This is a genomic window from Sinorhizobium sp. 8-89, from assembly GCF_030124325.1.
GTDB lineage: Bacteria > Pseudomonadota > Alphaproteobacteria > Rhizobiales > Rhizobiaceae > Sinorhizobium.
Genome location: NZ_JASKLR010000035.1, coordinates 1 through 26248, shown reverse-complemented (window position 1 = coordinate 26248; position 26248 = coordinate 1). Strand labels below are relative to the sequence as shown.

Genomic DNA, 26248 nt, shown 5'->3' with positions numbered 1-26248 from the left:
TTCACCCAATTCGACTGGCGGCTCGCAGCGAGAGCGCTGCGGCGGTCAGGCTGGGATTGGCGCAGGAGCAACTGGGAAAGGTGCTCGTGCCGACAATCAGCAGGTTTCGGAAGTCGTGATGGACCAGGTCGCGGTCGACGACGGAATCGCTCGGGTCCTTGCCCATGCGAAGCGTGCCCTGGACATGCGATTCGGTCCCCCGCAACCCGTGGACGATGATCTTTTCCACGGGCAATGGGCCGAGCAGCTCGGGTAGCTTTTCGCGAGCTCGTGCCATGCCTTGCACCGCATAATCGGCCGGTCCCTTGTAGTTGACAAAGGCGTTGTCGTTCTCGTCAAGGCTGACAAAATTCTCCGAATCCAGGAGGTCTTCGGCGACGATCACCAGCGGCAGCGTCTGCCGCAGGCGCCCCTTCTCCGGCCGCAAGCCGTGCTGCCAACGATTTTCGAAATAAACGAGCGCCGCGGCCTGCTCCGATCTGTGCTCTCCGTCATAAAGGCCGTAGTTCAGTCCCGTCGTTATTGTGCTGCCATCGAAATTGTCGACGCCGTCAAGATAGGCTTCGAAGTTCCAGCCGTAGGACTCATGAAGACCACGCCCCACGAATTCGCCATCGAGACCGGATCTGAGCATGATGGCCGCACTCTGGATTCCGTTGGCTCCGAGGACGAACAGGTCGCCGGTGACGACATGCTCCTTACCGCCATGGCGGAATGTCAGCGCGCTGATCGCGCCCGCGGCGTGGTCCAGCCGACGGACCTCCGCGCCGAGGCAAACGGATACGTCCGGGTGTTCGAACACATGCATCAGGCCGTTGTCTGCGGTGAATTTCGCATCCGCGGGACAGAGCCAGCATCGAAGCGATGCGCAGCACGCCGGACGCTGTTCCGTCGCCACCCGCGCCCGTGCCGTCGGCATGACGAAATGCCGATCGGGCTGCGCCGTTTTCATCATGCGGTCGGGCGTCGACATGCGATGCGGCGGCTGCGGGAAAGGCATCGAACGCGGCATGATCGCGTCCATATCCGGATCTCCCGAGATGGACATCACTGTTTCCGCCTGGCAGTAGGAAGGCTCGAGATCGTCGTAGCTGATCGGCCAATCCTGGCCGATCCCATAGAGGCTCTTCAGCCTGAAGTCATTCGGATGGAACCGGGGCGTTTGGGCGAACCAGCAGTTCGTTCCGCCGCCGAGACCGATCGTGTAGTTCCACGGCTTAGTCGAATTGCTCCTATAGGTCTGCTCATCCTTGAGGTCTGTATTGGCCCCATGTTCAAGTTGCCACGCATGCGAGTTGTGGCGGCCCCATTCGAGCAGGAGGACCCGCGCCTTGCGGCTTTTCAAAAAGCCATGAAGAAAAAAGGCTGAGCCAAAGCCTGAGCCGATCACGACGACATCGAAATGCTCTCCAGCTACCTGTTCGGGGCGGAGGTCCAGGACCATTCGCTAGCCTTTTAAACAGAATGGATCGGGACGTGGCCTCAACGACTGCTGCATAGCCCTGCCCGTCAGGTCGATCGCCGGCACGTGGCCGACGCTCCCAGACGTCGCGCGGAAAGCCTTGCGTTTGGCGATGCTACCGCGTCGGGCAATTCGCGGATGGGTTTGAAAGACCGGCCCACCATCAGCAAATCTGACGAGGCAGGCAACCACCAGGAATGACGGGCCGATGAAGATGAGCCCCTGAGAAGCTGCCCCAATGTCGAACCCGCGATTCACGCGTCCGCCGAGAGCGACCACGCTAACCCGTTCACAAGTCCGGCGGTTCGACGAGACCAAACCTCTCATTTTCACAACCCCAGCGGTGGTGAACCGAACTACAAACCTTAACAAAATACGACCGCATGGCAACATGCACGGGAAGGTTTTCTGGAATCGCGAGCTTAGGTCTCCGCGAACTCTTGTTTCCCAGGTCCCACTTCCTTTCGAGAAAGAGAGGCGGGAGGAATGTCGATGAGTTGCCTACAGCTCGATGCGAGGCACAGCTGAAGTCGACCCGAAGCGGCCGCCGCGGATCGTAGGCAACCCAAGCCCTGAGCCTGGCGCCGTGAAGCGATGGAGCCTGTATTTTCGCGCGTCTGACGAGACGCGCAGCGCTGTAGGTCGCAGTCCTGGCCCGAACTCAGATGGTGCGGCGGAGACTTGTCATTTTGGGGCGCGCAGACCTTCGAGTAGGACGCGGAAGCCGCCCACCGCCTTCTTGGATGTTTCCGCTGGATTATCGGAATTGGCGATCCACTGCGCTGCCCCGCTGCTCGCTGCGATAATGAGCCTGGCACCTGCCTCGGGGTCGATGTCTACAATAAAACCTTCGGCCTTCAGGGCGCTGATGGTCCGCGCCACCGCGGCGATACAGCCATTGGCGTTGGGCCACATCGACGGATCGCCAAGAACGGCAGGGCCGTCCCGAAACATGATGCGCTGGATCTCCGGTTCCAGGGCCATCTCGACATAGGCCACGTTCTCCGCCACGAAGCCTTGCCACCGCGTCGGCGCGTCGGCTGACACCTTGTTCAACCTCGCCGTCATTTCCGCGTCTATCTCCTGGATCACCGCCTGAAGCAGGCCCTTCTTGTCTCCGAAATGGTGATAGAGCGCTCCGCGTGTCAGTCCGGCCTCGGCGGTGAAATCATCCATTGAAGAGTCCGCGTATCCGATCGTTCCGAATGCCCGGCGCGCCGCTCCAATCAGCTTGGCACGGGTTTCGGCAATCATTTCCTTGCGTGACCTGACCATCAATGTCCTTTTCGCATACGATGCGTATATTTTTTCACATACGCGACGTATTCTATTTGACATACGCGTCGTATGCAATTAGCTATTTGCATACGCCACGTATGTAAGTGGCGCGCCCGCGATTTTAGAGGAGCGTCGCATGTCAAATCCATACAGAAAAATATTCGCCGCGCCCGGCGCCAAAGGCTTTTCGGCCGCGGGTTTCTTCGCACGTCTGCCGATCGCGATGGCCCCGATCGGGATCGTCGCAATGCTCTCTCAAACCCATGGCGAGTATTGGCTGGCAGGGGCCGTCTCGGCAACTTTCGCTCTCGCCAACGCCCTTGTTTCACCGCAGATATCGAGGCTCGTCGATCGCTTTGGCCAGGCGGCCGTCGTCACGCCGACCACGATCATTTCCGCCCTGTCATTCCTCGCACTCATTTTGGCAGCAAACCAGAAATGGCCTGAGTGGACCATGTTCGTCGCCGCGTTCCTCGCCGCGAGCATGCCGAGCATACCGGCCATGGTACGTGCTCGCTGGACGGAGCTTTTCCGTAACCGGCCAGAGTTGAACACCGCTTTCGCATTCGAATCCGCCGCTGACGAGCTCGTCTACATTGCGGGAGCATCGCTCTCGGTAGGGTTGGCGGTCGCGCTTTTTCCTGAGGCCGGCATGCTGATCAGCACGCTCTTCCTTGCATTGGGAACTGCAGCCTTCATCCTGCAACGTTCGACTGAACCGAAAGTACGGATTGCGCAGGACCAGGCTACAAAGGGCTCGGCAATCGGTCGGCGCCCCGTACAGATCATCACGCTGGCGCTTGTGTTTGTCGGCTCGATCTTCGCAACGGCCGAAGTAAGCGCCGTGGCGATCACCAAGGAGCTTGGGCAGCCGAGTGCAGCAAGTCTGGTGATCGGCGTCTATGCCGTCGGCTCCTTCGTGGTCGGGCTCATTCTTGGCGCTTTCAACCCCAAAATGCCGCTGCACCGCCAGTTGCTCATCGCAGTCAGTGTGCTTGCCGTCACGTCTTTGCCGCTTCTTGCGGCGGGCATATCCGTACCGTTGCTCGCTCTGGCCGTATTCCTTAGCGGCATTGCGATCTCGCCAACCTTCATCACCGCCTTTGGATTGATCGAGCGCCGCGTGCCGGACTCGATGCTGACCGAGGGCGTCACTTGGGTGATGACTGGCATCGGAATCGGGATGGCGCTTGGTGCATTCGTGTCCGGATGGGTGGTGGACAATTTTGGTGCGCAGAACGGATTCTGGGTATCAGTGGCAGCCGGCGCGGCGACCGTGGCGACGGTGGCCTTGGGGCAGCCCAGCCTCGCTGCAGAGAGAGGGGAGCATGTTAGCGACGAGCTCCCGCAGCCAGCGGAATAAGCCCGCGGAGGTCGGCAGGGACCGCGGCTTGCAACTGCGCTGTTTTTTCAATCTCCATTGCCAATGGCATGCCGCACCTCTCAGTGTGGCGTGCCTTTTCAAACGCATCAGACACAAACTCAGGCTTCCAGTCGTCACTTGCCCAACCGCAAGACAGGAAATAGCTCGGTCATCTTCGAGCAGCGGCCGCGGTCTAAACCGTAGCGGACCGAAGACCCTGCCATCATCCGCAGTTTCGAGCTCGTCCAGCCCGGCCGCCGTCAGGCGGTCGACACGCGCACGGCCGACGCTCGGAGCGTGGCCGTGACTGCGACCGACGCGGCGGCGGTGGCATTCCAGCGCTCTCCGAGATCGGTCTCGACTCCTTCGTTCTCGCATCGACGACTGGAAGCGCGTATAAATATCATAGACTTCGGTAAGCGAGCGCCTCACATGCCGAAGACCTGCGCTCCGGGAACGTCCGCGCGCCAGGAGCGTTACGGATAGGCAGTCTCCGGCGAGGCGCCGCCGAGCCGAGCTTCCGGGAACAACCTGGAGTGAAAGCCATGGAACAGACAGACGCTCGCAGATTGGCAGAGGAATATCTGCGCCTCGGCGGTCATCGCCGGGTGGTCATTGATGATAACCAGACATCGGTCCGGAATTGGGAGCCAGAGCCGGCCGCGGCCGAGGCGTTCTGGAAGAAGAACGTCGAAATACTTGCGCCGGAAAGACAGCGCGAGGTGCAACTTCTGCTACCGACGATCAATCGTGCATGAGGCGTGAGCCGCACTGCCTTTCGTTTGCGGTGTCTGCGCCGCGCGCGGTGCTTTTTTGCGCCCGCACATGGGAACAGAAAAGTTCGTTTTTGAATTGTAGGCATGTCACCAATACGCGGAATGCAGCTGCGGAACGATGAGAGATGAAGATGCCGGATTATCCCAATGGGGTGTCAACGGAGCTTCTTTACCACGAATGGTGGACGCAGCATCGCGGTGACTCGCCTATCGTCGCCACCGCCATTCACAATGGTCATGTCGTGCGCGGTGCGGCCAAAGGCCTCCTTGCTCTTTCGGACGTCGAGCGGCTGCGCGAGGAGGATCCCTTCACCGAGTTCATCATCCGCGATTTCCCGAACCGGATCATCGTTCATCGTTCGCGATTCGAGGTCGATATAAATCGCCCGCGCAGCGGTGCCATCTACATGCGGCCGGAGCAGGCATGGGGTCTCAAGGTCTGGACCCACGAGCCGCCGCGCGAGGTGGTAGAGACGTCATTGGCGATGCATGACGAATATTATGCCATGCTCGAGGCGCTGCTCGCCGGGATCGAGCGGCGCTATGGACGATTTGTCGTTCTCGACGTGCACAGTTACAACCACCGGCGCGACGGCCCCGAAGCGGATGCGGCGAAAACGGAAGTCGCGCCGGAGGTCAACATCGGCACCTCTTCGATGGATCGCGTGAAATGGGCCCGTGTGGTGGATGCTTTTGTCGAGGGGTTGCGTTGCACCGAGTGCCAGGGGCGCCGGCTCGATGTGCGGGAAAACATCGCGTTTCAGGGTAGAGGCGAACAAACGCGGTTCATCCATGAGCGCTTCCCCGATACGGGCTGCGCGATTGCCGTCGAATTCAAGAAATTCTTCATGGACGAATGGACGGGCGAGCCGGACCCGGAGGCGCTTGCCGCGATAAGGAAGCTTGTCTCGTCGACGCTGCCATTGCTTGTGAGCGCGTTGGTGGCAGACCGATGAAACGTTCCGCCGAGCCCACCCCCAGGGAGACCGCAGATACGCCCGACTGGCTCGCCGAGGCGTTGGCGAGTATCAAAGCCGGCAAGGCGGTACGAAAAGATCTTCCGGATGGTGGTCGGCTGCACATCGATCGCGCGCTTCCTTTCCTGTGCCTGCACATCTCCGGCGAAGACGAAGGTCCGGTGGCTCGCGAGATTGCGCAAGCGAATGCCTCCTACCTCATTACACCAGAGGCCGACATCGCCATTTCGGTCATAGAAGCCATCGGAACGCTGCTCAAGCGGCGTCTCGGCGCATTCATGGTCCTGGAAATGAGCGAGCTTGCGCGCGATGAACTGTTGACCGACGACGCACCGTACCTTCCGCCCTTCAAGATCGAGGTCACGGCGAGCCCGGAGGGGGCCGCGCGGATTGCCGCCAAGGCATTTGCCGATGCCGCCGAAGCGACCGAAGCAAAGTTCCGCACGCCGCGTGTCGAACTTCGCGAAGCCGATGGGATGGACATGCCGTTTCCCTATCTTCGCGTTCGGTTCGCGCCGATCTATCGGCAGGGAGAATCCGGCAACATCTATCCGCAGCTTCGTGAACGCCTTATCGCAAGCATCTTCGATGCCGGCCTGCAAGCCCTCGCAGCGTTCGTCAGGGCTACCAAAAGCATGAACATCTCGACGCATCGGGCGCTCGGCAGAAAGGCCTTCATCGACGCCGTGGTCCGCACCGATCGCAGCATCGACGAGGTCTCTTCGACTTTCGACTTCCTGCTCGCCGTGACCCCGATCAATGCCGACTCAGCCTGGAGCGAGTTTGCCGCAAGCGACTACCGGCGAGCCCCGCGTTTTCTGTATCGGCCGCTGACGCTGCAGGTCGAGGCGGCAAAGAAGAAACTCTTCTCCATCGGTTTCGACCATCTTGAAGACCCGGTGCTGTACCAGCTCTACCGCGAAAAGCAGCAGGAACTGGATCTTCAGCTTTCGTTGCTTTCGGCCCGGGAAACCGCAAAATTCGTCGAATTCGGCCGCGCGCTCTATGGTCCCGTCGAACCGGAGCTCCTGCGGGCAGCGCGGGACATTCTTGCCCGGGCCGGCGATGGGAACGCCAATGCAGGCGGCCAGGCACGCGTCGGGGAACGACACGCCGATTGCTATTTCGTCGAGCAACAGGCGCGCGCGATGATTGCCGAATACCGGCGCCGCTATGCCGGCTTCGACGCATCCGTAGAAGTGCGCGACGATCTTCCCTCCGGTCTTCTGGTTTCGGGCAGCCGCCTCCTCATTGCACGCAGCACCGCCATGGAAGCGGAGCGCGTCGAGCCGATCTTGAGCCATGAAATCGGCGTGCACCTGCTGACCTATTTCAACGGTTCGGCGCAGGGCTTGCGCCTTTTCCGGTCCGGCCTCGCCGGATACGAGGGCATGCAGGAGGGGCTGGCGGTCTTTGCGGAGTTCCTAACCAGCGGCATGAGCGCTGAGCGGCTGCGTCTCATTGCGGCCCGCGTCGTTGCCTGCGCCGCAATGCTTGATGGCGCGTCGCTGCCGGAAACCTATCGACTGCTCGTCGAGGACCATGGTTTATTGAGGACGGATGCCTTCAACGTCGTCTTGCGCGTCTATCGCGGTGGGGGCTTGGCCAAGGACGCGATCTACCTGCGCGGCCTTCTGCAACTCCTCACCCATCTCGCGGCTGACGGCGCTCTGGAACCCTTCTGGATGGGAAAGATCGCCGCGTCGCATTTTGGCGTGATGCAGGAACTGAGCGCCCGTGGCCTGCTTGGTGTGCCGGCCGTTCACCCTATATTCCTAGACTATCCGGAAGCGCCGTCACGCCTCGCCAGAGCGCGTGCGGGAATGTCGCCACTCGACATGGTCGAACGTTAGGAGCCGGACATGCGCATCGCCTTTTTCGTCAATTCCATCGAAGGCGAGGCTACCTATTACACGACAACTTGGCTTGCGCTCGCGGCGCTCGCCCGTGGGCACGACGTTTGCTACGTCATGCCCGGGGATTTCGTATTGCGCTCCGACGAAAGCCTGTTGGTCCGCGCCACGACCTTGCATGGTCCGAAACCGAAGAAACCGGAGACGTTGCTGAATGCGCTCAAGGACGAGCGAGCGAAGGTCCGGACGATCGACGTCACGGAAATCGACGTGCTTTTTCTCCGCAACGATCCTTCGGAAGACGCCGAAAAGCGTTCTTGGGCAGCCTATGCCGGCGTGAATTTCGGCCATCTCGCGGTCGATCGCGGCGTGATCGTCGTCAACGATCCGGCCGGCTTGGCAAGTGCCCAGAACAAGCTCTATTTGCAAGGTTTTCCAGGAGTTGTTCGCCCCACCTCGGTGACCTCCCGGAGCATCGAGGAAATCCGGGCCTTCATCGATGCGCATCCCGACGGCGTGATCCTGAAGCCATTGCAGGGATCAGGTGGCAAGAACGTCTTCAAGATCAGTTCCAGGGAAGAAGCCAACCTCAACCAGATATTCGAGGTTGCCAGCGGCGAAGGGTACCTGATCGCCCAGACCTACCTGCCCGATGCAACCGCCGGCGACATCCGCCTTTTTCTCATGAACGGACGGCCGCTGGAGCGCGACGGTGTACATGCAGCGCTCCGCCGGGTGCCGGCCAAGGGCGATGTGCGCTCGAACATACACGCCAGCGGTACGCCCGAAGCGGCAACGATCACGCCGGAGATTCTCGCCCTTGCGGAGAAGCTTCGACCGAAACTGGTGGACGACGGCATGTTCCTGGTGGGCCTCGATATCGTTGGCGACAAGATACTGGAGATCAATGTTTTCAGTCCCGGAACCCTGCCGGAGATCGCCGGGCTTTACGGCGTGGATTTCAGCGAGGACATCATCATCGCGCTGGAAAACAAGCTGAGCATCCGACAGCTCTATTCGGGAACATTGTCGAACCGCACACTGGCGACGCTTTAACGACGTCGAGCCCACGACGCATCGATAAATTGGTGCAAACACGCTGGATGATTTCAAACGTGAGTTTACAAAAGTAATATTATATGATTTTTTCTCGACAGCTGCATGGAGAGCAGCTTTCTTTGGGAGGAAATCATGAAATTTGCGAAGGCACTCGCGAGTGCAACGATTCTTGCTGCCTGCACCTTTGGCAGCGCATCGGCCGCGGAACTCGTCGTCGGCTTTTCCCAGATCGGCTCGGAGTCCGGCTGGCGCGCGGCTGAAACGACGCTGACGAAGCAGCAGGCCGAGCAGCGCGGAATCGACCTCAAATTCGCCGATGCGCAGCAGAAGCAGGAAAACCAGATCAAGGCTATCCGTTCCTTCATCGCGCAAGGCGTGAACGCGATCCTTGTCGCTCCCGTGGTCGCAACCGGCTGGGACGAAGTCTTGCAGGAGGCGAAAGATGCGGAAATTCCTGTCATCCTGCTCGACCGCACCGTCGACGCATCGGACGATCTCTATTTGACGGCTGTAACCTCCGACCTCGTCCACGAAGGCAATGTCGCGGGCAAATGGCTTGCCGATACCGTTGCCGGCAAGCCCTGCAACGTCGTCGAGCTTCAGGGCACGACCGGCTCATCGCCGGCGATCGACCGCAAGAAAGGCTTCGAACAGGCGCTCTCTGGTCACGACAACCTGAAGATCATCCGCAGCCAGACCGGTGACTTCACCCGCACCAAGGGCAAGGAAGTGATGGAAAGCTTCCTGAAGGCGGAAGGCGGCGGTAAGAACATCTGCGCGCTCTACGCCCATAACGACGACATGGCCGTCGGCGCGATCCAGGCCATCAAGGAAGCCGGCCTGAAGCCGGGAACGGACATTCTCGTCGTCTCGATCGATGCCGTTCCGGACATCTTCCAGGCGATGGCCGCTGGCGAAGCGAACGCAACCGTCGAGCTCACCCCCAACATGGCCGGTCCGGCCTTCGACGCCCTGGCCGCCTACCTGAAGGATGGCAAGGAACCAGCGAAGTGGATCCAGACGGAATCGAAGCTTTATACCCAGGCTGACGATCCCATGAAGGTCTACGAGGAAAAGAAGGGCCTCGGCTACTGATCTCGCTTGCGGCCCGCCACCACGGCTGCGCGCGGGCCGCCTATGCCTTCGGAGAGGAATACCCGCTTGGCTTGAAGACGGGAGGGGACGCCGCCAAGACGCGGCGTCCCCGCCCAATTGCCAAGCAGGCGGTAGTCCAGAGACGGAATCCATGCAAACCAGCAGCGAGAACATTCTTTCGGCGGTCCGGATCGACAAGGGCTTTCCCGGAACGAAGGCCTTGGACAAGGTCGACTTTCATCTGCGGAGGGGCGAGGTTCACGCGCTTCTCGGAGAGAACGGCGCCGGCAAATCGACGCTCATCAAATGCCTGACCGGCGCCTACCACCGGGACGGCGGCAGCATCCTGCTCGACGGAACCGAAGTCGACCCCCGCGATACCTTCGATGCTCAGCGGCTGGGGATCGGGACGGTCTACCAGGAAGTGAACCTGCTGCCGAACCTCAGCGTCGCCGAGAACCTGTTTCTCGGGAGGCAACCACGCCGCTTCGGCATGGTCGATATCCGGGCGATGAACCGCAAGGCGCGCGAACTGCTGTCGCAATACGAGCTTGAGCTCGATGTCACCCGTGCGCTGGCGAGCTATTCGGTCGCCATTCAGCAGGTAGTCGCCATCGCCCGCGCCGTCGACCTCTCGGGCAAGGTGCTGATCCTCGACGAGCCGACGGCGAGCCTCGACGCGCATGAAGTGGCGATGCTCTTTCGCATCGTCCGGCGCCTCAAGGCACGCGGCCTCGGCATCATCTTCATCACCCACTTCCTCGAGCAGGTGTACGAAATTTCGGACCGCATAACGGTGCTGCGCAACGGCCGCCTCGTCGGAACCCGCGACGCGGCCGACCTCGACCGGCGCGATCTGATCGCGATGATGATCGGTCGCGAACTCGCGGCCGAGATCCATTCGGCCCACGCCAACACTGCAGGCGGCGAGCCGCGCTACCGGTTCACAAACTACGGCCGGCGGGGGCGTATCGAGCCGTTCGATCTCAACGTCAGGGTGGGTGAAGTCGTCGGCATAGCCGGCCTGCTCGGTTCGGGTCGAACGGAAACGGCGGAAGTACTCTTCGGCGCCCATCGCGCCGACAGTGGCACGGCGGAAATCGACGGCCGCCCGGTCGAGCTATCGTCGCCCCGTGCCGCGATCCGCCAGAAATTCGGCTTTTGTCCGGAGGATCGCAAGACCGCCGGCATCGTCGGCGACCTCTCCGTGCGCGAAAACATCGTTCTTGCGCTGCAGGCCAGGCGCGGCTGGACACGGCCGATCTCCCGCGCAGAACAGAACCGGCTGGCCGACCTTTATATCCGGGCACTCGATATCCGTACCGCCGACCGGGAAAAGCCGATCAGACTGCTTTCCGGCGGCAACCAGCAGAAGGCCATTCTCGCCCGCTGGCTGGCTACCGAGCCCGAATTCCTGATCCTCGATGAACCGACGCGCGGCATCGACGTCGGCGCGCATGCCGAGATCGTCAGGCTCATCGAAACGCTGCGTGAGAAAGGCATGTCGCTCATCGTCATTTCATCGGAAATAGAAGAACTGGTCGCCTATAGCACGCGGGTCATCGTCCTACGCGACCGCGCCCACGTGGCCGAACTCGACGGCGATCGAATTACCGCGGATCAGATCGTCGAGGCGATTGCTGCGGCTAACGAGCGGAGGGCATCGTGACAACGATCGTCAGGACCTATCTTGCGCGCCTGCTACCGCAACTGATCGCGCTCGCCGCCGTTCTCGCCGCGATTTCAATGACCTTTTCCGGTTTTCTCAACCTGGAAATTCAGAATGGCCGACTCTACGGCAGCCTGATCGACATCCTCAATCGCGGCGCACCGGTCGTTCTGCTCGCGATCGGCATGACCGTCGTCATTGCCACCAAGGGCATCGATCTTTCCGTTGGCGCGGTCATGGCGATTTGCGGGGCGGTCGCCGCGTCCTTCATCACCTCCGGCCATTCGCTCGCCGAGACACTCCTCGTCACGCTCGCGGTCGGCATCCTTTGCGGCATCTGGAACGGGATTCTCGTCGCCATTCTGGACATCCAGCCGATTATTGCGACGCTGGTGCTGATGGTCGCCGGGCGCGGCATTGCCCAGCTCATCACCGAGGGCGCGATCCTCACCTTCAATGAGCCCGGCCTCATTTTCATCGGCAGCGGTTCTTTCGCCGGTCTACCGATGCCGGTGATCGTCTGGCTGGTCTTCGGAATCCTTGTCGCATTGCTCGTCAGGCGGACCGCACTCGGGATGCTGATCGAAGCGATCGGCGTCAATCGTCAGGCAAGCACGTTGTCGGGTGTCTTCACGCCGGTGCTTCTGGTTGCCGCCTACGTGCTTTCCGGCCTGTGCGCCGCGATTGCCGGCATTATCGCTGCCGCCGATATCAGGGGGGCCGATGCCAACAATGCAGGACTCTGGCTGGAGCTCGATGCCATTCTGGCGGTCGTGGTCGGCGGCACCTCGCTTCTTGGCGGCCGCTTCAGCATCGCCGCATCGGTGTTCGGAGCAATCATCATCCAGGCGATCAATACCGGCATCCTGCTTTCCGGGTTTCCGCCTGAGTTCAACCTCATCATCAAGGCGGCAATCATCGTCTTCATCCTGGTGCTTCAGTCGCCGCGCTTTCGCACCGCCTTTGCGTTCCTCACCATCCCTGGACGAGCAGCCAAACCGACCGAACGAGAGGCGAAATGAAGCAGAAATATCTTCCGCTTACGGCGACGATCTTCATCTTTGTCTTAAGCTATGCGCTTTGCGCCGCTCAGTATCCGAACATTCTTTCCACCCGGGTGATCGGCAACCTTTTGACCGACAATGCCTTCCTCGGCATCGCGGCCGTAGGCATGACCTTCGTCATTCTTTCGGGCGGCATCGACCTCTCGATCGGTTCCGTGATCGCTTTCACGGGGGTTTTCCTGGCGGTGGTGCTGGAGCACACCAGCATGCACCCGCTTGTCGCCTTCGCGCTGGTCCTTATGATAACCACGCTCTTCGGCGCGCTGATGGGCGCAATCATCCATTATCTCGAAATGCCGGCCTTCATCGTGACGCTTGCCGGAATGTTCCTTGCGCGCGGCATGGCCTTCGTGCTCTCGATCGATTCCATTCCGATCAAGCATCCGTTCTACGCGACATTGAAGGGGCTCTATTACAAGCTGCCGGGCGGGGGGCGGATCACGCTTATCGGCGGCCTGATGCTGCTCGTCTTCGCCATCGGCATCCTCCTCGCTCACCGGACCCGTTTCGGCACGAACGTCTATGCGCTCGGCGGCGGCACGGCGACGGCGAAGCTCATGGGCGTGCCCGTTGCAAGCACGACCGTCAGTATCTATGCGCTCTCGGGGTTGCTCGCGGGCCTCTCGGGAATCGTCTTCTCGCTTTATACGTCGGCCGGCTATTCCCTTGCCGCGGTCGGCGTCGAGCTTGACGCCATCACCGCCGTCGTCATCGGCGGCACGCTGCTGACAGGCGGATCGGGCTTCGTTGCCGGAACGCTTGTCGGCATCTTCATTCAGGGCCTCATCCAGACCTACATAACCTTCGACGGATCGCTCTCCAGCTGGTGGACAAAGATCCTCATTGGAGCGCTGCTCTTCGCCTTCATCCTCCTGCAGAAGGGGATCATCCATCTGTCGCGCGACAACCGGAAACGCGCGTGAGAAACCGAGGGCTGTCTGAGATGCCTCCGGGAACCTTCGTCAAACAGTCGGGCAAGCGGACGAGCCATCAGCACGTCGTCGACGAACTGGGCCAGGCTGTCGTCGGCGGCGAATTTGCCGTGGGCGACATACTTCCGGGCGACACGGAGCTTGCGGCGCGCTTCAGAGTATCCCGCACCGTCTTGCGCGAAGCGATGAAGACGCTCGCGGCCAAGGGGCTTGTCTTCCCGCGTGCCCGCATCGGGACTCGCGTGATGCCGCGCTCGCATTGGAACCTGTTCGACAGCGATGTCCTCTCCTGGCATTTCAATGCCGGCGTCGACCGGGATTTCCTGCATCACCTGAGCGAGGTGAGACTGGCCCTCGAACCCTATGCTGCCGGTCTCGCGGCGCGACGGGCGTCGGACGCGGACATCAGCCAAATGATGCGGCTTGCCGTCGCCATGGGCGATGCCGGGCACAGCGCCCAGACGCTGGTGCATGCCGACCTTGAATTCCACCTGCATCTGCTGGAGGCCTCGCTCAATCCCTTTATGCGGACCGTGGGGAGCCTTATCGAAGCAGCGTTGATCGGCGTGTTCAAACTGACGAGCCCGCCCCCCGAGGAGGCCGAAATCGATCGCGTCGCGATGGCGCATATCCGCATCGTCGAGGAGATCCAGCGCCGCGACGAGGATGGTGCTCGAAGTGCGATGGAGAACGTGATCCGTGTCGGCCAGGATCGGCTCATGCTTAACCTTGCGGGAGGCAAGGCCTCTCTTCAGAGCGGGCCGTGAAAGCGCAAGGCGCGAGATCGCCAAAAGAACAAAGTGTTAGGGCGGCTTTCTCAGATGAGATGACCGCCCTCTTTGCGGGGGGCTAGCTCACATGGCCCGCAACGTGGAGGTGCCGCGGCGGTTCAATGCCGATACGCCCATTTTCCGGTTCGATCCGCTTGCCTGTCGCGGTATCGAAAAGGTGCAGCTGCACCGGATCTATCGCAAGGCCGATGATGTCGCCGCTTCCGACTCCGCCGCGGCCGGTCTCGACGATCGTCAGTTCCGGCTGCGTTGCCGAGGTGATGAAAGTGGCCGAACCGGTCGACTCGACGAAACCGACGGGAACGTCAAAGGCGCCCTGCCCTTCGGCAACGACCTTGATGTGCTCCGGCCGGATACCAGCAGTGACGGAGGATCCCGGCGGCAGGCCGCGCCCGAGCGCGAGCTTCGCCTGCGTCTTGCCGAAATCGAGAGCGACGTGAGCGCCATCTTCCCCGACGACCGCCGGTATGAAGTTCATAGCGGGTGAACCGATGAAGCCCGCGACGAATTTGTTGGCCGGGCGGTCGTAGAGATCGAGCGGTCGGCCCTGCTGCTCGATGATACCGTCGCGCATGACGACGACATGGTCTGCCATGGTCATCGCCTCGATCTGGTCGTGCGTCACGTAAACCGAGGTTGCATTGAGCCGGTCATGCAAGGCGCGGATTTCCTTGCGCATATGCACGCGAAGGGCAGCGTCAAGGTTTGAAAGCGGCTCATCGAACAGGAATGCCTTCGGGTGACGGATGATGGCCCGGCTCATCGCCACGCGCTGGCGCTGGCCGCCGGAAAGTTCGCGCGGGTAGCGCTTCATCAAATGCGAGAGCCCGGTCGTCGCGGCCACTTCCTCCGCGGCCTTGCGCGCTTCGGCCCTCTTCACGCCGCGGATGCGCAGGCTGTAGGTCAGGTTCTCCTCGACGGTCATGTGCGGATAGAGCGCATAGGACTGGAAGACCATGGCGACATCGCGCTTTCGCGGCGGAACGTCGTTCATGAGCGCGCCGGCGATCTTCATCTCGCCGGTCGAGATCTTTTCGAGGCCGGCGAGCGAACGTAGCAGGGTGGACTTGCCGCAGCCGGATGGGCCGACTAGGGCGACGAAGGTCCCCTCCTCTATCGCGAGATTGATGTCCTTCAGTGCGTGGAAGGCACCGTAGAACTTGTTTACGCCGTTGAGTTCGATCTGGAGGGTCATTTGAGGGCTCCCGAAGTGAGGCCGGAAACGATGCGGCGCTGCAAGAGGATGAAGGCTGCCAGGATCGGGGTCACATAGATCGTGGCATAGGCCATGATGTTGTTCCATTCATTGGTGTTCGGCCCCATGAAGGAATTCAGGCCAACACTGGCAGGCTGCAGTTCGATGTCCTGGATCATCGACTTCGAATAGACGAACTCACCGAAGGCCTGCATGAAGATGAGGATCGCGCTGACAAGGATACCGTTGCGCGCCAGCGGCAGGACGATGTTGAAGAACGCGCCGATGCGCGAATTGCCGTCGACAAGGGCCGCTTCCTCGAGCTCCATCGGCACGCTCATGAAGGTCGCCCTGACGAGGACCACGAAGAACGGCATGCTTTTGGCGGCGATCGCCAGGATGACCGCGAAGCGCGGCGTGTCGAGCAGGCCAAACTGCGAGAAGCCGACGAAGATGGGCGTGATCATCAACGAGGCCGGAAGCACCTGCAGCATGAGGATGAGGAACAGGCCGATATCGACCCAGACGTTACGGTAGCGGGCGAGCACATAGGCGCAGCCGACGCCGAGCACCGAAATCAGCGCCACGGCGCCAAAGGCGATGACCAGCGAGTTCCAGAGATAGCGCCCCATGTTGCGGCTTTGCCAAACATCCCCGTAGATGCCCCATTGCGGCTCGCTCGGCCAGAATTTCGGCGGTGTCGCAAACATCGCCGAGCCGGACTTCAACGCCGTGATGTACATCCAGTAGAGCGGAAAGAGATAGATGGCGGCGAGCACCAGTGCCACGGCTAGCATCAGTCGATTGCGGAATTGTTCGCTCATCCCCTGACCTCATGACGGGTGGATCGCACGTAGACGACCGACGCGAACATCACGAAGACGATCATGATCACCGAAATCGTCGCGCCCTTGGCGAAGTCGTATTGGCGGAAGGAAAGATCCCAGGCCCAGTACTGGGTGACGTTCGAGGTGTTGTTCGGCCCTCCCGATGTGATCGCAGCGAAGAGGTCGAACTGCTGCAGCGTGAAGATCAGTCCGAGCGCGATGATCGCGCCGATCGTCGAACGCATCATCGGCAGCGTGATCGTCCAGAAGCGCTGAAGCGCATTGGCGCCGTCGAGCTCGGCGGCCTCGTAGAGATCCTTCGGTATGCCCGAGAGCCCGACGGAGAGCAGGATCATGTTGAAGGACGTGCCGAGCCAGATATTGGCGATGATGACGGCCCAGAGCGAATAATTCGGATCGGAGCGCCAGAAGATATTGCCGTCGATGACACCCGTTTCCCTCAGGAGGAAATTAAGAACACCGAAGTCGCCCGAAAGGATCCAGTTCCAGATGGCGCCAACGACGAGCCCCGGCATTACCCAGGAGACGAGAAAGAGGCCGCGCAGCCACGAGGCGCCTGGAAAATTGGTCCAGAAGAACAGTGCGAGGCCGAAGCCGATCGCAAATTGTCCGGCGATCGAGGCCGCCACGAAGAGCGCCGTGTTGAAGAGAATCGGCCGGGTTTCGGGCTGCGAAAACAGATCGACATAGTTGCGGAAGCCGACAAAGGGCCGCGCGAAGCTGCCGAGGCTGAACATGTCCACTTCCTGGAAACTCATCACCACGTTGTAGACGAGCGGCAACCCGGACATGACGAACAGGAAAGCAAGCGGCAGCGCGACGAGGCCGATGTCGAAGCCCTTGCCGTCCGTGACACTGGATAGAATTCTCTTCATGGCGATCCCCTCTCCCGCCGGCGATCCCGGCCGAAGCCGGAGATCGCCTTTCGGGAGGAAACTCGGGCGGACATTACGATCCGCCGGTGAATGCCTGCCGCCGCTCCGCACGCCAGGGCGGCGGCATCGTCTCAACCCTGAACCGCCTTGATCTTCTCGGCCGCTTGGTCAAGCGCTTCCTTGGAAGTCATCTGGCCGGTCAAAGCCGCCTGGATCGCGTCCTGGATCGCTTTGGAGATTTTCGGCCATGCCGGATGCGGACCGCGGGGCTTGGCGTATTTCAGCTGCTCGACGAAGACCTTGAGCGCCGTATCCTTCAACGGTACGCCGGTCGGCGGAATGGTGATGTCAGAGCGTGCCGGCAATTGCCCGAAGTCCTTGAACATCCTGTTGTCCTGCGACACGAAATATTCGAGAACCTTGAAGGCTTCCGCCGGATGCTCGGTGTTGGCGAAGATCGCCCAGTTGAAGTCGCCCATAGCCGAGGAGCGTTCGGCACCCGGTTCGGGCACGGGCAGGAGTGCCACGCCCCAGTCGAACTTGGCCTCCTCAATCATCCGGTCGAGTTCCCATGGCCCGGAGATCGCCATCGCCGCATTGCCCGAATTGAAGGTACCGGTCGAATCCCATTGGCTTCGTGTCAGCGTATCCGGCGATGCCAGCTTCTCGTCGATGATCTTCTTCCAGACGTCGAGCGCCTTGACCACTCCGTCGGAGTTGATCGCATCATAGCTGCCGCCGGCCATCTGCGCCCAGGGAAGGAACTGGAATGTCCCCTCTTCATTCGCCTTGGCCGAGAAGGTCAGGCCGTAGACATTCGCGGCCGGGTCGGTCAGTTTGCGCGCCGTCTCTACCAGTTCGTCCCAGGTCTGTGGCGGCTTGTTCGGGTCAAGGCCTTTGGCCTTGAACATGTCCTTGTTGTAATAGAGCGCGATCGTGTTGGTCGCCTTGGGAATCCCGTAATATTTTCCGTCCCAGGTCACCGAGGCGAGCGGCCCCGGAAAGTAATTCTCGGTTTTGACGACCGACGATTTCGCTATCATGTCAGTGAGGTCGAGAAAGGCGCCACGCGACGAAAAGAGCGCGTGCTCCGGATTGTCGACCGCGATGATGTCAGGTGCCTGCCCCGTCGAATAGGCGCGCATCGCCTCGCTGACCACGTCGTCGAACTGGATCTGGCGATATTCGACTTTAATTCCGCTGTTGAGCTTGTTGAAATCATTGATCAGATTTGGCGCCGGCTGAATATCCCGGTCCAGCGACCAAACACTGATCGTCACATCCTCCGCGCTGGCAGAGAACGCCGCCAGGGAAGTGCCGAGGGCGACGGTGCCCAGAATTGCATATCTGCGGAAGCCCATAATTTCCTCCTTTGTTTGTCCCGCGACCGGCATCCTCCATGCCGGCGGTCAGGCATGCCTCAGACCGGATCGGTGACGAAATCGCCGCCCCGGCATGTTTTCAGGTGGTTGAGCGCGTGGACCTGGCCGGTCATTTCGAGCGCATCGCGATAGACCGGATCGTGCCAACCTTCGATGTCGATCGAACCGGACCAGCCGGCAAGGCGCAGTTCCGAGATGATGTCGGTCCAGTTGCTGTCGCCGAAGCCGGGCGTGCGCATGAAGACGAATTTCTCCTTGCCGAAGATGCCGTGCTCGCGGATTACATCCCAACGGATCGTCGCGTCCTTTCCATGAACGTGGAAGATCTTCGGTGCCCATTTGCGGATCTGCGGCAGAGGGTCGATCAGATAGACCATCTGGTGGCAAGGTTCCCATTCGAGACCGATATGCTCGTCCGGGGTCTCGTTGAAGATGAGTTCCCAGGCATCCGGATTGTGGGCGATGTTCCAGTCGCCGGTCGCCCAGTTGCCGTCCATGGCGCAATTTTCGAAGGCGATCTTTACGCCCTTGTCGGCGGCGCGAGCGGCGAGCTCCCGCCAGATCTTCCGGTAGCGCGGCAGGCTGTCGGTAAGCGGCCGGTTGCGGATGCGGCCGGTAAATCCTGCAACGCAGGTCGCGCCGAAGTGATGCGCATTGTCGATGCAATCCTTCCAGCCTTGCAGCGTCTGCAGGTCGATATCGGTCTCCTCGAGCGGATTGCCGAACATGCCGAGCGTCGAGATCGTGATGTCGCGATCGCCGATAGCATCCTTGCAATGCTTGCCGAGTTCAGCGAGGTCCTGGCCGTTCGTGGTCTGCCAGAAGAACGGCTCGAAGCTTTCGAAGCCCATGTCGGCGATCTGGCCGATGCGTCTGGCCGCGTCGCCTTTGGTGGCGCTGACCATCGTGCCGATGCGGATGGATTTGGCTGGATTGCTCATCAGATACCTCGTTCAGATTGTCACGCGCTGCCGGGTGCGGGCGCTCTCGATCGCCGCGAAGACCATGGCAAGGCTGTTGATATTGTCGTCGCTTGCCGTCTCCGGCGTTCCGTCGGATCGGATGGCCGCAAGGAAATCGGCGATCACGCTGGCGTGGCCATGCGTTTCCGCCTGATCGACCGGCTCGGGAACCTCGATCGGCACAAGTTCGCGCAGGAACCCTTCGCTGCCGGCGACCCGGTTCGCCCGGAAGCTTTCTGCGCCGTCCCAGAGCAGCGTGCCCTCGGTGCCGATGATCCGCCACTGGCTTTCCCAGCTCGTATTCGCCCCCTCCGCGCACCACGAGCCCCGATAGGTGAAGGTCACGTCGTCGGACAGTTCGAAGATGGCGTTCGCGGCCGCGCCATGCGCATACCAGGACCCACGGGGATTGCTTTCGTGGCAATAGACTGCAAGCGGCGTCTTGTTGGCGATGAAGCGCGCCGCATCGAAGGTATGGATCGCCATGTCCAGAAGCAGAACGTTGTCCATCTCTTCGCGGAAACCGCCGAAATGCGCACCGATGAAGAAGTCGCAGTGAAGACCGGTCAGCTCGCCGATCGCGCCGCTTTCGACGAAGCGCCGGATGCGGCGGACGCCGGAGATGAACCGTCGGTTCTGAACGACGGCATGGATCTTGCCAGCCTCGCCCGCAATGCGGATCAGTTCCCGGCCGGCGGCGAGCGAGATGGCCATCGGCTTTTCGCTCAGTACATGGCACCCGTGCCGGAGCCCGATGGAGACCACCTCATGGCGGGCGGCCGGTACGACGACGTCGAAAAGTACATCCGGTTTGGTTTCGCTCAAGACCGCGTCGAGATCTGAGCCGGTGACCGCATCCGCGATGTCGAACTCCGCAGCGAGCCCGCGGGCTGCATCGGCGTTGACGTCGACAAGCCCGACGATGCGGATCGATGATTGAAGTTCACGGTTTGCGGCGATCGCCTTGAGCCAACCGTTGGCCATAGCTCCGCACCCGCACAGAACAGCGCGCAAAATCACGTTTCTCCTCCCGAAAGTCTACGAAATCGCCTTGTTCTGGCTACCGTAAACGTTTACGGAACTATGCGGAGTTTCCGAAACATGTCAATAGGGATTCGGAGAACCAGCAGACGAATGACAGAGGATCACGGTCGGGATGAAGGGAATTCGGCGTCTTGCGCAACATCTCGATATTTCCATCGGCACGGTCTCGCGGGCGCTGAACGGCAAGCCTGACGTCAATGAAGAGACCCGTAAGCGCGTGCTCGAGGCAGCCGCCGAACTGGGTTATGTCCCGAACCAGTCGGGCCGCAGCCTCCGGCAGGGCACGACCAATATCATCGGCTTCATGATACAGACCGGAACGGAGATCACCGGCCAGGGCGACATATTCTTCATGAGCGTTTTCGATGGCGTGCAAGCCGTATTCGCCAGACACAAACTCGATCTCGTCGCCCTGCTCTGCTCGTCGCAGGAAGATCCGAGCGACTACCTCCGCCGCGTCGTGGCGCGCGGCTTCGCCGACGGGCTGATCCTGTCGGCAACCCAGCGCAACGATTCCCGTATCGAGTTCCTGGCGGAGCGCAATATTCCCTTCGTCACGCTTGGCCGAAGCCTTACGGATGCCGGCCAGCCCTGGCTCGATCTTGATTTCGAGGGCATGGCGCAGGCGGCTATCGATCGTCTGGTGGCCCGCGGGCATCGCCGCATCGCCGTCACCCGACCGCACGACGACGTCAACCTCGGTTATATCTTCGTCGATCGCTGCCGCGAAGCGCTGGCAGCACACGGCCTGCCTCTCGAAGAGAACCTGATCTTCCGCTCTACGCCGAACGAGGCGGGTGGCTACCAGATCGCTCGCGATCTGCTCGCCCTCGACAAGCCGCCAACGGCGATCGTGCTGATCAACGAGACGATCGCGATCGGCTTCTATCAGGCGCTCTCCGAGGCGGGCGTCAAGCCGGGGCGCGACATCGCAGTGATCGGGCGCTACAGCCCGCACGCGCATTTTCTCTCACCGCCGCTCACCTGCTTCCGCCTGTCGCTGCGCGACCTCGGCATCGCGCTGGCGGAAACCCTGCTTTCCGCCATGCCCGCCTTCAAGGACCACTATCCGGACGCACCTGCAAACAAGGTCTGGCCCATGGAACTTGTCGAAGGCGAGAGCGACACGTTCCGCGTCTCTCGGCGCTGAGCGTCCGGGCGCTCCTGCGGCAGGCGGTCGGCTGGCGTGGTATCACCGGCCTTAGAGCGGCCGACGGCCGTAACGGATCATTTCCGCAACTCCGGCGTTTGAAGACGTAAGTCAATCATCGGCTTCGGCCAGTCTCCTCGTCGGAGGTTTGGCGGCCGCCCTCCTGAAAGGAGATTTCAATGCGCGGAATTTTCCTTGCCCCTGCCCTTCTCGGACTGTCAACGACCGCCTTTGCCCATGACGCCCCCAGCGGATGGAAATATCCGAACTCCTGCTGCTCAAATATCGACTGCCGGCAGATCACTCAGACGGCGATAAGCGAACGCCCTCAAGGCTATATCATCAATGCCACTGGAGAAGTGCTTCCCTACACCGACGGAAGAGTGCGCCTCTCGCCGGACGGTTATTACCACTGGTGCTCCGCCGCGGGTGAAGAGCGCAGCAAAACAATTTGCCTGTTCGTGCCGCCGCGAGCCTATTGAAAACTCTCTGAACCCGCCCATCCGTCAGCCGCATTTGGCCTTTTCACCATGGCGATGCCGAGGTGATCGAATATCATAGCGATGGTCGGAACCTCGGCCCGACGTGCGAGTTCATCGAAGAGGACGGCCGCTTACCGGCAGCAGCTCGCAGGAGCGGAACGCGCATGGGTTGGTCTCTTAGGATTGGAACGATCGGCGGCACCGCCATACGGCTGCATGTCACCTTCGCGCTCCTGCTCGTCTGGATATGGCTGATGCACTACCGGATCGGCGGCGCACCAGCCGCCTGGGAAGGCATCTTCTTCATTATTGCCGTCTTCGTCTGCGTCGTGCTGCACGAGTTCGGGCACATCGCCGCGGCGCGTTACTACGGAATCAAGACGCCGGATATCACGCTGCTGCCGATCGGCGGCGTGGCCCGTCTCGAACGCATGCCCGAGGAACCTCGCGAAGAATTTGTGATTGCCATCGCCGGCCCCCTCGTCAACGTCGTGATCGCGGCGCTGATCTTTCTTGCGCTCGGCGGATCGGTCGGCATGGAGCAGATGGCAGGTGTCGAAGATCCCGGAAGGAGCTTTCTCGCTAGGCTTGCCGGCGTCAACGTCTTTCTCGTGCTTTTCAATATGATCCCTGCCTTTCCGATGGACGGGGGCCGCGTCCTGCGCGCTGCCCTCGCCTCGCGCCTCACTTGGGCGCGGGCGACCGAGATCGCCGCGGCAATCGGCCAGGGTCTCGCCTTTGTTTTCGGTTTCATAGGGCTGTTCTACAACCCGCTGCTGATCTTCATCGCCATCTTCGTCTATCTTGCGGCGACGGCCGAAGCACAGAACGCGCACATCCGCGCGGTTTCCGGCAGCGTTCTCATCGCCGACGTCATGGTCACCGAATTCGCAAGGCTTGACCGGTCGGCAACCATCGACGAGGCGATCGAGATGCTGCTTGCAACGACGCAGCGCGAGTTTCCGGTGGTCGATGCCACCGGCCGTTTCGAGGGGCTGCTGACGCGCGACGACATGATCCGGACGCTGAAGGAAAGAGGGGCCGAGACGCCGGTTGTCAGCGCGATGCGCGATGACGTTCCCAGAATCCACTATCGCAAGCGCCTCGAGGAGAGCCTGCAGCTGATGCAGCAGGCGAGTTCCCCTGCCGTTGCAGTTGTCGACGGCTCGGACCATCTCGTCGGCCTCATGACGCATGAGACAATCGGCGAAATGATGATGGTACGCGCCGCGGCCTCAGGCAGCTTCCGGTTTGGCCACCTGCGCCGGGACAAGCCTGATTACACCCGTCTCTGAAATGTTCAGGTATCTTGGCGCCGGAACCGAACATGGGCTGAAACGTTCGACCTCGAAATGGAATCGGGTTTCGGCGATGCTCCTCATCTTACAGGTTCTGACGATCACCGTAGTGGCGATTGCCATGGCGCTCGCGCTCGCGCACGCGCTTGAATTGCCAGGCAAGCTCAGATTGGGCAAGGAACAGTATTTCGCCGTTCAGCCGATCTACTATCCCGGGTTCACCATCGGTGGCGCTGCCGAGCCTGCGGGCCTCGTGCTCAGTGCCGTTCTCCTGTTCCTGACGCCTCCCCGCACGCTGGCTTTCTGGCTGATTGCCGCCGCCTTCATCGGACTGTTGGCCATGCAGGCGATCTATTGGATCCTGACGCATCCGGTGAACAATTTTTGGCTTAAGGACGTCAAATTGAGGGGTATGAGCGCCGACTTCTTCTCGCTGGGCACTTCACATGTTGTTGCTGATTCCGGAACCCTGGATTGGACGTATCTGCGTGACCGGTGGGAATTCTCTCATGTCGCGCGGGCGGCGTTCGGCTTGATCAGCCTGGTCCTCCTTGCAATGGCGGTCGCGCTCTAGCTGATCGGGATCAGGTGTGCCGAGCGGGCAACCGCGGCGCCAACACTGCCAGGCTTATCGATGCGAAGGCCAAGAGTTTTGCTGCCGCAACCACCATGTGTCCCGTCTCCCATCGGAATCGGATGGACGCGAAGTCGGTCGGGATAGGACCCGGCGTCCAGGAAGCCAATACGGCATTGGCCGGCGCAACGACCGTAAACCAAGCCATGAGGCCGAGCGCCAGCAGGCAGGTGCCCGCCAAGGCAAACCAGAAGGCAGGCCGCTCCCTCGCAAGGAGACAAGTCAGCAAACCCGCCATCAATATTGCCGCCACATCGAGCGGGCCGCCAATTCTGGCAAACAGTTCGAATTGACCGTTGAAGACCGTCGCCTCACGCCAGAGTTCGGGCGACCAGACGGTCAGCCGCGGTGGCGCCTCCAACACATGGGCAAAGGACGGAGCGAGACTAAGCGCTGTCAGCAAAAGCGAAGCAAGGGCTGTCAGATACAGGATCATGATTCGTCCTTCCAATTGCGACAGGCTACCGAAACAGCGCCGATCCGCGCGTTGTTCCGCCGCAGATTGTTTCGCGCGAAGGCACTGGACGGGCAATGCTTCGCGGTCAGCGAAAGTGTCGTGGCGTAGGCACGACGCTCACGGAATGTTGTTGGCGGACGTCGCAATCCGGCCGCGGTTTCGCCGATACTGGCCGAAACAGAAACGGAAATCGGCCCATGCGCGCAAGGACGGTCGGCTCCCTCCCTCTCATATTTTTGCTCCTACTTACATCAGGGCAAGCCTTCGGCGTTGACCCGCCGCGGTCAGGACATCCGGTCTTCGACCGCGCCGTCCAACTCGTGGTCGACAATTTTCACGACCCGACAGCGCTTGACCGGTTCACTGCAACGGTACGCCGCGCGATAGAAGAGATGCCCGTGACCGCCAAGAGTTCGCAGGCGCAGATCGACAGGGCAGTCGACGCGATCCTCGCCAGCCTCGATGCCTCGCATACGGCCCGCTTCAAACGCGATAGCATCGACTATTACGAGCTCATCGACATATTCCGCTTTGCAGTCCGCAACGACATGCGGCGATTGTTCCCCCCGGAGGGCGACGCGAACTACGCGGGCATCGGCATGATCGCACGAGGCGATGACCAGCGGTTCGTCAGTGACGTCTACGATGGCTCGCCGGCCGACCGCGCCGCAATTCTCGTCGGCGACGAGGTCCTGTCGGTCGATGGCGCGCCCTATGATGAAATCGGATCCTTTAAAGGCAGGATCGGCCGAAACGTCGAGGTGCGGCTGCGGCGGCATGCCGACGCTGCGCCGATCACCGTCAAGGTAATGGTCGAACGCCTGAGGCCGCTGCGGACATTCGAGAAGGCGATCGAGAACAGCGTGACGGTGACGGAGCATGATGGAAGGCGCATCGGTTACGTTCGACTATGGACGCTCTCTGCTCCCGACGGATTGGACATTGTCGCCCGCGAGCTTTCCAACGGACGCCTCAAGGATGCCGATGGCGTGATCGTCGACCTGCGCGGCCGTTGGGGCGGCGGTCCCCCGGACGCGGCGGAGCTTTTCGTCGGCGACACACCAACGTTCCGGCTGATCAACCGGAATGGCAAGGAGACGCCGGCCAATGTGCGCTGGCGCCGGCCGGTGGTCGCGATTATCGACGAGGGTGCCAGAAGCGGGTTGGAACTCTTCGCCTATGCCTTGAAGGCGAACGGGATCCCGCTGGTCGGAACGCGAACGGCCGGCGCTTTGCTCGCCGGCCGCGCCTATCTGCTGCCCGACGACAGCCTGTTGGAACTGGCAGTCTCGGATGCCGTCATCGACGATGGTCTGCGGCTCGAAGGGCGCGGCATCGATCCTGATATTCCGGTGATATTCAGCCTGCCCTATGCGGCAGGACGGGATGCTCAGTTCGACGCTGCCATGGAGGAGATGCGGCGCATCCTGCTCAAGGGCTGAGGCTTACTCGCTCTGCCGGAAATTGCGGATCCGATCGAACAGGACGGCAAGCACCGTGGCCCCGCCGATAAAGGTGCCCTGCCAGAAATTATTTTTTCCTATCTTTCCGTGTCTGTGTCGGAGCACTTCGATGAGCGCCGCACCGATCAATGCCCCGGAC

At 61.1% G+C, this 26248-nt stretch carries 24 protein-coding genes and 1 pseudogene; 15 read left to right on the top strand and 10 right to left on the bottom strand.

Annotated features, from left to right (window positions below; all coding sequences use genetic code 11):
* Position 1: 1 nt before the first annotated feature.
* Complete coding sequence (locus QN219_RS30890; protein WP_284004253.1) at positions 2-1444, bottom strand: GMC family oxidoreductase; 1443 nt, start codon at positions 1442-1444, stop codon at positions 2-4.
* Between the two features lie 702 nt (positions 1445-2146).
* Complete coding sequence (locus QN219_RS30885) at positions 2147-2737, bottom strand: TetR/AcrR family transcriptional regulator (protein WP_284004252.1); 591 nt, start codon at positions 2735-2737, stop codon at positions 2147-2149.
* A 139-nt stretch (positions 2738-2876) separates the two neighbouring features.
* On the opposite strand from QN219_RS30885, the gene QN219_RS30880 reads away from it, so the two are divergent.
* The 10 genes from QN219_RS30880 (at position 2877) to QN219_RS30835 (ending at position 14295) form a co-directional block, all read left to right on the top strand.
* On the top strand, positions 2877-4103 hold the full coding sequence (locus QN219_RS30880) for an MFS transporter (RefSeq protein ID WP_284004251.1): 1227 nt from the start codon (positions 2877-2879) through the stop codon (positions 4101-4103).
* A 545-nt stretch (positions 4104-4648) separates the two neighbouring features.
* On the top strand, positions 4649-4861 hold the full coding sequence (locus QN219_RS30875; RefSeq protein WP_173513546.1) for a hypothetical protein: 213 nt from the start codon (positions 4649-4651) through the stop codon (positions 4859-4861).
* 143 nt (positions 4862-5004) lie between these two features.
* Positions 5005-5835 carry an N-formylglutamate amidohydrolase gene (locus QN219_RS30870; RefSeq protein WP_284004249.1) on the top strand — a complete coding sequence of 277 codons (831 nt, stop codon included), beginning with the start codon at positions 5005-5007 and terminating at the stop codon, positions 5833-5835.
* Positions 5832-7709: a flavohemoglobin expression-modulating QEGLA motif protein gene (locus tag QN219_RS30865; protein ID WP_284004248.1), complete on the top strand. Its 1878-nt coding sequence runs from the start codon at positions 5832-5834 to the stop codon at positions 7707-7709. The genes QN219_RS30870 and QN219_RS30865 overlap by 4 nt, the downstream gene beginning before the upstream one ends.
* A gap of 9 nt (positions 7710-7718) precedes the next feature.
* Complete coding sequence (locus QN219_RS30860; protein ID WP_284004247.1) at positions 7719-8765, top strand: glutathione synthase; 1047 nt, start codon at positions 7719-7721, stop codon at positions 8763-8765.
* Between the two features lie 135 nt (positions 8766-8900).
* The gene (gene ytfQ, locus QN219_RS30855; protein WP_284004245.1) at positions 8901-9863 is read left to right on the top strand and encodes a galactofuranose ABC transporter, galactofuranose-binding protein YtfQ; all 963 of its coding nucleotides are present in this window, start codon (positions 8901-8903) and stop codon (positions 9861-9863) included.
* A 151-nt stretch (positions 9864-10014) separates the two neighbouring features.
* The gene (ytfR, locus tag QN219_RS30850; protein ID WP_284004244.1) at positions 10015-11532 is read left to right on the top strand and encodes a galactofuranose ABC transporter, ATP-binding protein YtfR; all 1518 of its coding nucleotides are present in this window, start codon (positions 10015-10017) and stop codon (positions 11530-11532) included.
* Complete coding sequence (locus tag QN219_RS30845; RefSeq protein ID WP_284004243.1) at positions 11529-12554, top strand: ABC transporter permease; 1026 nt, start codon at positions 11529-11531, stop codon at positions 12552-12554. The genes ytfR and QN219_RS30845 overlap by 4 nt, the downstream gene beginning before the upstream one ends.
* Positions 12551-13519, top strand: a complete 969-nt coding sequence (yjfF, locus tag QN219_RS30840; RefSeq protein WP_284004242.1) for a galactofuranose ABC transporter, permease protein YjfF — start codon at positions 12551-12553, stop codon at positions 13517-13519. Before QN219_RS30845 ends, yjfF begins: the two co-directional genes overlap by 4 nt.
* A 20-nt stretch (positions 13520-13539) precedes the next feature.
* Complete coding sequence (locus QN219_RS30835; protein WP_284004273.1) at positions 13540-14295, top strand: FadR/GntR family transcriptional regulator; 756 nt, start codon at positions 13540-13542, stop codon at positions 14293-14295.
* A gap of 82 nt (positions 14296-14377) precedes the next feature.
* Here the strand turns inward: QN219_RS30835 and QN219_RS30830 are convergent, their stop codons facing one another.
* From QN219_RS30830 to QN219_RS30805, 6 genes are all read right to left on the bottom strand, one after another.
* Complete coding sequence (locus QN219_RS30830) at positions 14378-15514, bottom strand: ABC transporter ATP-binding protein (RefSeq protein ID WP_284004241.1); 1137 nt, start codon at positions 15512-15514, stop codon at positions 14378-14380.
* The gene (locus tag QN219_RS30825; RefSeq protein ID WP_173513536.1) at positions 15511-16338 is read right to left on the bottom strand and encodes a carbohydrate ABC transporter permease; all 828 of its coding nucleotides are present in this window, start codon (positions 16336-16338) and stop codon (positions 15511-15513) included. The genes QN219_RS30830 and QN219_RS30825 overlap by 4 nt, the downstream gene beginning before the upstream one ends.
* On the bottom strand, positions 16335-17237 hold the full coding sequence (locus QN219_RS30820) for a sugar ABC transporter permease (RefSeq protein WP_284004240.1): 903 nt from the start codon (positions 17235-17237) through the stop codon (positions 16335-16337). Before QN219_RS30820 ends, QN219_RS30825 begins: the two co-directional genes overlap by 4 nt.
* Before the next feature lie 131 nt (positions 17238-17368).
* Positions 17369-18598 carry a sugar ABC transporter substrate-binding protein gene (locus QN219_RS30815; RefSeq protein ID WP_284004239.1) on the bottom strand — a complete coding sequence of 410 codons (1230 nt, stop codon included), beginning with the start codon at positions 18596-18598 and terminating at the stop codon, positions 17369-17371.
* 59 nt (positions 18599-18657) lie between these two features.
* Entirely contained in the window at positions 18658-19560 is a 903-nt protein-coding gene (locus tag QN219_RS30810) for a sugar phosphate isomerase/epimerase (protein WP_284004238.1), read from the bottom strand.
* A 12-nt stretch (positions 19561-19572) separates the two neighbouring features.
* A complete protein-coding gene (locus QN219_RS30805; protein WP_284004237.1) occupies positions 19573-20601 on the bottom strand; it encodes a Gfo/Idh/MocA family protein in 1029 nt (342 codons plus the stop codon).
* A gap of 136 nt (positions 20602-20737) precedes the next feature.
* Here QN219_RS30805 and QN219_RS30800 point away from each other — a divergent pair, with 136 nt between their 5' ends.
* The 4 genes from QN219_RS30800 (at position 20738) to QN219_RS30785 (ending at position 24129) form a co-directional block, all read left to right on the top strand.
* On the top strand, positions 20738-21775 hold the full coding sequence (locus QN219_RS30800) for a substrate-binding domain-containing protein (RefSeq protein ID WP_284004236.1): 1038 nt from the start codon (positions 20738-20740) through the stop codon (positions 21773-21775).
* Positions 21776-21954: 179 nt separating this feature from the next.
* Positions 21955-22257: a hypothetical protein gene (locus QN219_RS30795; RefSeq protein WP_284004235.1), complete on the top strand. Its 303-nt coding sequence runs from the start codon at positions 21955-21957 to the stop codon at positions 22255-22257.
* 164 nt (positions 22258-22421) lie between these two features.
* The gene (locus QN219_RS30790; RefSeq protein ID WP_284004234.1) at positions 22422-23552 is read left to right on the top strand and encodes a site-2 protease family protein; all 1131 of its coding nucleotides are present in this window, start codon (positions 22422-22424) and stop codon (positions 23550-23552) included.
* Positions 23553-23628: 76 nt separating this feature from the next.
* A complete protein-coding gene (locus tag QN219_RS30785; RefSeq protein WP_284004233.1) occupies positions 23629-24129 on the top strand; it encodes a DUF1772 domain-containing protein in 501 nt (166 codons plus the stop codon).
* 10 nt (positions 24130-24139) lie between these two features.
* On the opposite strand, the gene QN219_RS30780 is transcribed toward QN219_RS30785, so the two are convergent.
* Complete coding sequence (locus tag QN219_RS30780) at positions 24140-24625, bottom strand: DUF1772 domain-containing protein (protein WP_284004232.1); 486 nt, start codon at positions 24623-24625, stop codon at positions 24140-24142.
* Between the two features lie 218 nt (positions 24626-24843).
* Here QN219_RS30780 and QN219_RS30775 point away from each other — a divergent pair, with 218 nt between their 5' ends.
* Positions 24844-26088 carry a S41 family peptidase gene (locus QN219_RS30775; protein WP_284004231.1) on the top strand — a complete coding sequence of 415 codons (1245 nt, stop codon included), beginning with the start codon at positions 24844-24846 and terminating at the stop codon, positions 26086-26088.
* 3 nt (positions 26089-26091) lie between these two features.
* On the opposite strand, the pseudogene QN219_RS30770 reads toward QN219_RS30775, so the two are convergent.
* Positions 26092-26248: pseudogene (locus tag QN219_RS30770) on the bottom strand (ABC transporter permease); the annotation flags it as partial.